The organism is Sodalinema sp. (assembly GCF_046483825.1).
Lineage (GTDB): Bacteria > Cyanobacteriota > Cyanobacteriia > Cyanobacteriales > Geitlerinemataceae > Sodalinema.
The window spans coordinates 1-5,690 of record NZ_JAWOCL010000167.1 but is presented as its reverse complement, the minus strand read 5'-3'; the positions used below and the strand labels follow the sequence as shown (position 1 = coordinate 5,690).

The 5,690-nt window shown below is 53.1% G+C and carries 6 protein-coding genes and 1 pseudogene; all 7 read left to right on the top strand.

Annotation, left to right across the window (positions count from 1 at the left end; genetic code table 11):
* Positions 1-280 precede the first annotated feature (280 nt).
* Entirely contained in the window at positions 281-970 is a 690-nt protein-coding gene (locus R6U67_RS10845; RefSeq protein WP_410252558.1) for a Uma2 family endonuclease, read from the top strand.
* Between the two features lie 45 nt (positions 971-1,015).
* Positions 1,016-1,708 carry a response regulator transcription factor gene (locus tag R6U67_RS10840; protein WP_410252557.1) on the top strand — a complete coding sequence of 231 codons (693 nt, stop codon included), beginning with the start codon at positions 1,016-1,018 and terminating at the stop codon, positions 1,706-1,708.
* Positions 1,662-3,161 (top strand): sensor histidine kinase, encoded by a 1,500-nt coding sequence (locus tag R6U67_RS10835; protein ID WP_410252556.1) that lies wholly within the window; start codon positions 1,662-1,664, stop codon positions 3,159-3,161. The genes R6U67_RS10840 and R6U67_RS10835 overlap by 47 nt, the downstream gene beginning before the upstream one ends.
* A gap of 140 nt (positions 3,162-3,301) precedes the next feature.
* A complete protein-coding gene (locus R6U67_RS10830; protein WP_410252555.1) occupies positions 3,302-3,595 on the top strand; it encodes a hypothetical protein in 294 nt (97 codons plus the stop codon).
* A gap of 61 nt (positions 3,596-3,656) precedes the next feature.
* On the top strand, positions 3,657-4,907 hold the full coding sequence (locus R6U67_RS10825; RefSeq protein ID WP_410252554.1) for an adenylate/guanylate cyclase domain-containing protein: 1,251 nt from the start codon (positions 3,657-3,659) through the stop codon (positions 4,905-4,907).
* 232 nt (positions 4,908-5,139) lie between these two features.
* Positions 5,140-5,427: a hypothetical protein gene (locus tag R6U67_RS10820; protein WP_410252553.1), complete on the top strand. Its 288-nt coding sequence runs from the start codon at positions 5,140-5,142 to the stop codon at positions 5,425-5,427.
* Positions 5,428-5,523: 96 nt separating this feature from the next.
* Positions 5,524-5,690: pseudogene (locus tag R6U67_RS10815) on the top strand (RNA-guided endonuclease TnpB family protein); the annotation flags it as partial.

The following is a 5,690-nucleotide window of genomic DNA, read 5'->3' as shown; positions in this document are numbered from 1 at the left end:
GTTTCATCACAGCCAGCCTGTTGATTGATGCGAACAATCAACAGGCTGGCTGTGATGAAACCGCATCGTTTGATGTCAAGCTAGGGCAATTATCCCAGGTTAACCGGCTGGGTTCATAAACTCTCAGAAACCGGGTTTCTTTCTTAAATCTTTATGAAAGAATCGAGATGCTGCCAGAAACCCGGTTTCTTTGTCAGCGGCTCAAAACGCAGTTTCTCCCCAGAAACACTGAGTTATAATTATCCCGAGACTCCCATCATTTAAACATTCACCCCTAACAATGATCCGGCTACCCACTCAAAATCAGCCCCAGGCGATCGCAACACGAGTCAGCCGCTTGAGTATCGATGAAACCTGGGTTCGGGTCACCTGGAATGAGTACCTGCGTGCCTTGGAAGACTCGGCCCAGGTTAAGTCCAAGGGCTATTATACTCATGGACGAATGCACATCGATCTGCAACTCCCCGTCAGCTTCGATCAGAGTAGCGACCAAAGTATCATGTCCCTAGCTATTAACCTATACAGCATTTTGAAAGGCATTCCCTTTCGAGAACTAGATAACTGTTCCTTCCGTAAAACCGCAGAGGTGGAATTTCAGCCGGATTTAGCCTATTATGTTGGGTCTCAAGCGATCGCCATTCCGAGTAGCACCGGAATTGTCCATCTCGAAACCTATCCAGTCCCCAACTTAGTCGTAGACGTCGCCAAATCCTCCCTCCTTGACGATCGCACGGTCAAGCGGTTTCTCTACGAAGAAGTGGGAGTTGCTGAGTATTGGATTGTCGATGTAGAAACCGCCCAAGTTTTAGCCGATCAAATGAGCGATCGCGGTAGCCTGAGAATTGACAGTTCCCTCATCTGTCCGGGACTAGACATCGCCATCCTTGATGAAACCCTACAACGCAACCGCCATCAGGATCAGTCCCAGGTGGGGGCTTGGTTAATGGCCCAATTTCAAGCGGCAACCTAATAACCAATACCCCTCAAATAATGACGCTAAAATGCTAAAATAAGGATGAAAATTTTGCTCATAGAAGATGACGATCGCATCGCTAACCCCTTAGCCGAAGCCCTCCGCGATCGCCGTTACGTTGTCGAAACCGCCACCGACGGACGCTCAGGCCTAGAACTCGCCGAAGCCTTCGAGTATGACCTGATCCTACTCGATGTGATGTTGCCTGAACTCGATGGCGTGAGCCTCTGTCGCCAGTTGCGCGATCGTGGCCGCACCACCCCAGTCCTCATGCTGACCGCTCGCGACAGCAGCGGCGACAAAGTGCTGGGCTTAGATGCCGGGGCCGACGATTATGTCGTCAAACCCTTCGATGTAGCCGAATTACTGGCCCGAGTACGGGCGTTGCTGCGACGGGGCAACAGCCAACCGTCCCCAGTGTTAACCTGGGAAAAACTGCATCTTGATCCGAGCCGCCTACAAGTGCAGTACAACGAGGTCCCCCTCAGCCTCACCCCCAAAGAATACGGCTTAGTCGAGTTGTTCCTACGCAATCGCGGCCGGGTGGTGACGCGAGATCTCATTTTCGATCGCCTCTGGTGCTACGACGCCGATATTCCCGACGAAAATACCATCAACGCTCATATGCGCCGTTTACGGAAAAAACTACGAGCCGCCGGCGCACCCCCCGATCTCATCGAAACCCTCTATGGCATTGGTTACCGACTCAACCCCAACCTCGAATCCGCAATTTAACGCCATTGGAACTCGCCTATTGCTGTCCTATCTGGCTGTAACGACGACCATTTTGGGCCTTTCCGGCATTTGCGTCTATCAAGTCCTCTCCCAACGCCTACAACAGCAACTCGATAACCACTTAGAAAGCCTAGCCCAAACCGCCGCGCGAACCTTACCCGTGGTGCGTCACGAGTTTGAAGAACACCTCGAAGACGCTGAAGACGAAGTTTGGCAAGAACGCAATAGCCAGGTGTTCCGACTCGAATCTGGCAACCCCATTCGTCCCGTCAGCGATGGCGATGGGTCCGAGACGATCGCTCAAATCACCCTTCCGAACAACCTCTCGGAGTTGATGGACAAATATCGCCAGGAGGGGATTTTCGAGGTTCCTTCAGACTATCTGCGCTCCCACTCTCAGGGAGTGGAGTGGTTTAACCCTCAGCGTCGCTTGATGGTGCGCGAGGGGGATCTCTTCCCCACCTGGGAGATTGCCGAGACCATTCCTGAAACGGGAGTCAAACAGCAACATGACAAGCTGCGCTCCTATACGATTCCGGTGATGGGGGAATATCGCGATGTTCCGCAACTGGTGGGATATATCCGTGCCAGCGAATCGACGGAGATGTTCGACGCGGAGTTACAGCGGTTGCGCTGGGGGTTGGGGATTGGCAGTGTAGTGGCCTTAGCCTTGACCGCCATCGGCGGAACTTGGCTGACGCGAGAGTCTCTCAAACCCGTCGAACGCAGTTTCGATCGCCTACGACAGTTTACCGCCGATGCCTCCCATGAGTTGCGATCGCCCCTAACCGCCATAAAAACCTCCGTCTCGGTGATGCAACATCACCCCGAACGCATTCACCCAAGCGATACCCAGAAAATCGCGGCCATTATCAGTGCAGCGGATCAAATGTCGGAATTAGTGGAAGATTTACTATTACTCGCTCGTATAGACGATGGGGGCCAGGAGGAGCGACGGGTCATTTCTCTCGATGAAGTCCTCGACGATGCGATCGAACCGTTGCTATGGCTCGCTCAAAACAAGAGAGTTATCTTTGATTACACCCCACCGTCCGAGGGAGAACTCCTCGTCAGGGCTAACGGCGGCCACCTGCGGCGTTTATTTGCCAATCTTGCCGAAAATGCCCTGCAATATACCCCTGAAGGGGGACAAGTGACCGTGCAGGTGATGCGTCAGCAACAAGACGTCCTCGTGAGCGTCCGCGACACCGGAATCGGCATCGCGGCGGCGGACATCCCGCACCTGTTCGATCGCTTTTGGCGGGCAGATAAGGCGCGATCGCATCGTCACGGTGGCACAGGATTGGGGTTATCCATCGCTCAAACCATCGCTCACGGTTATGGGGGTCAGATCACCGTGTCATCTAAGCTGGGACAAGGAAGTTGTTTTCAGGTGCGTTTACCCTTGGCGAACACCACTCGTTCGAGCCCAGGGACGTTCAGAATTTTGTAACTTTCTTGGTCTAAGGTCTTAAACGTGGCACGGGTGCAATCCTACGGATGGTCTCTCAATATGAGTGAGTCCAACGGACCCGTGACGTCATCTTTCGCTATGATTTCACCTTTTTGGTCTGACACTTTGGAGTCTTATTCATGAACCCTCGCACCCTCAGAAACCTGCACCGCAAACTGGCCCCGATTGTTTTTCTACCCTTGTTCGTCACGGCGTTCACAGGAGTGGCCTACCGCATCGGTAAAACCTGGTTCGGCGGGTCCGACAATTTCGGCGATGTCATGATGTATATTCATCAAGGAACCTATCTGGGATCGCAACTGCGCCCGGTGTATGTGCTGTTAAATGGGTTAGGCTTAGTGGCGATGGTCGTTAGTGGTGTGGTGATGACTGGCATCTTCCGGGGGTCTCGCCACAGGAAAGCTCAAGAGTAGAGGGTTAAGGAGTCTCAACGGCGATCTGGGTGTGTTTGCGGCCATGATCTTGGAGGACACTGTGTTCAAGCCTTTTCTCAACCCCCCATCCAGCCAGCCCATGGAAACGCCCTTACAGGAAACTCGCACCAGTGCCTTCGTCGCTGAATTCATTACCAACAGCGGTCACTTTCTCTTACTCAACGCCCTGTCGGAAATCTCCTTAATGGGGTGGTGGGACTATCTCACCTACCCTGGACATTACCTAATTATCGCCGCCATGCTCATACAGGCGGCTTATCTCTCCCGAAGGACAGCCCATCACTTTTGGGGCAACTTCATTGGGGCAGCCATGTATACTCTGGTGGATTTTCCCCTCGAAGGTTGGGAGTTTTTCGGCGAACCCAATCATCTGGTCTTGTGGGCATTTGCTGGGGCGATCGCCGTATTACAAGGTTTGCGCTTTCACGGGTTCCCTCAGGCATTCCGTTGGATTGTTCCCCTCGAAAGCTTAGTCCGAATTGGGATGTTTATTGCCCTCTATGTTGCCCTGAAGCTGAAGTCGGAAAATCTCGCGGTCACCTGGGACAATATCACTAACTTTACCCAACTTTCCCATCACCAGTTTTTAGTGGAAGCTCTGTTACTAATTGGGCTGTTTGTGGGGCTTCAAACCCTTCAGGTGATGGTGCAGCGTCGCCAACTTCAAGAGACGGCCTTGGTGTTGCAGAATTTGGCCCGTTGGGGGTTGGGAACGTATGCCGTGGATGCAGCGATGAATGACCCTCGTCAGTTACGGTTTCAGCGACGAGAACGGACGTTTGTGTTTATGGATGTGCGCGGCTTCACCCAGTGGTGCGAACAGACGTCTCCCGATGAGGTGGCGGCCACTCTCAATCAGTATTATCAGACCGTTGAACCGGCAGCAACGAGTTTTCAGCCCTTGCGAGTGAGTTTGACCGCCGATGAGGTGATGGCAATTTATCCCACGGTCGAACAGGGAGTAGGCGGCGCTATGGCGATGCAGGAGGCCGCCCAACGGGTGTTATCGCCTCTGGGGTTGGGAGCCGGTTGTGCGGTGCATTCTGGAACGGCCATTGAGGGGTTGTTTGGCGGGGAAGACTCCCGCACTTATACGGCGATTGGCGATGTGGTGAATACTGCGAAACGTTTGGAAAGTTCGACTCCGGCGGGAGAAATTACGATTTCGCGATCGGTGTTCGAGGCTCTCGGCGGAGGGGATCGCTTGCGGGTGAAATCGCGATCGCCCATCGCCGCTAAGGGTAAGACGGAACCCCTGACGGCTTGGCAACTTCTAGGCTGGCAACCCTAGGGGGGTCACGATTGTTGGACATTGCGGGTCATTCTACGATTTATCAATTTGAGGTGGTTTAGCGATAAATTGCGATCGCATTGAACCCAATCATGGCTGCCTCAGTCCAAACCCTTAGAGCAGTGGCTTAACGGATTGCTCCAGCGCCTAAATATGATTGTCTTTCACGGGAACCAAGCCGCTGATGGTCATATTTATCGCTTAATCGTGTTTAATTTTTTAGAAATCAACAATGTTAGAACTTTTCTTTGCCCATGTCTCCCCACAGCCGGATGTGACCGTCACCCCGACGGCTATGGTCCAGGAGATCACAGCAAGCGATCGCCATCTGGGGGTCACAGAACTCCGTTCCCCGAATGCGATCGCCGACGTATCCCAGGGAAGCGGTTGGCCAGGAGCGTCTTTCTCAACAGACTTATCCATCGATGATCGCACGGCACTTCCCGTCACCGCGTCCAACACCGACCCACTGACGGGAACGACCCTTGATGAGAGCGAACGGGCAGACCTTCTTTATTGAGAATTTTGGGTCTAAAACCCCGTCCTTCTAGGACGGCTTTTGACAATCCTGCTTTTTTGTGCCAAGATTGTCCGTACAACCGATGCCAACGGTGCGATGCTTGTTCTTGAGTTCAAAATCAAAGGGAAGCCCCACCAATACGCGGCGATTGACGAAGCGATCCGAACCGCACAGTTCGTTCGTAACAAGGCACTGCGCTATTGGATGGATACTCCTGGGGTCAACAAATACGACCTTAACAAGTACTGTCGGGTACTCGCTCA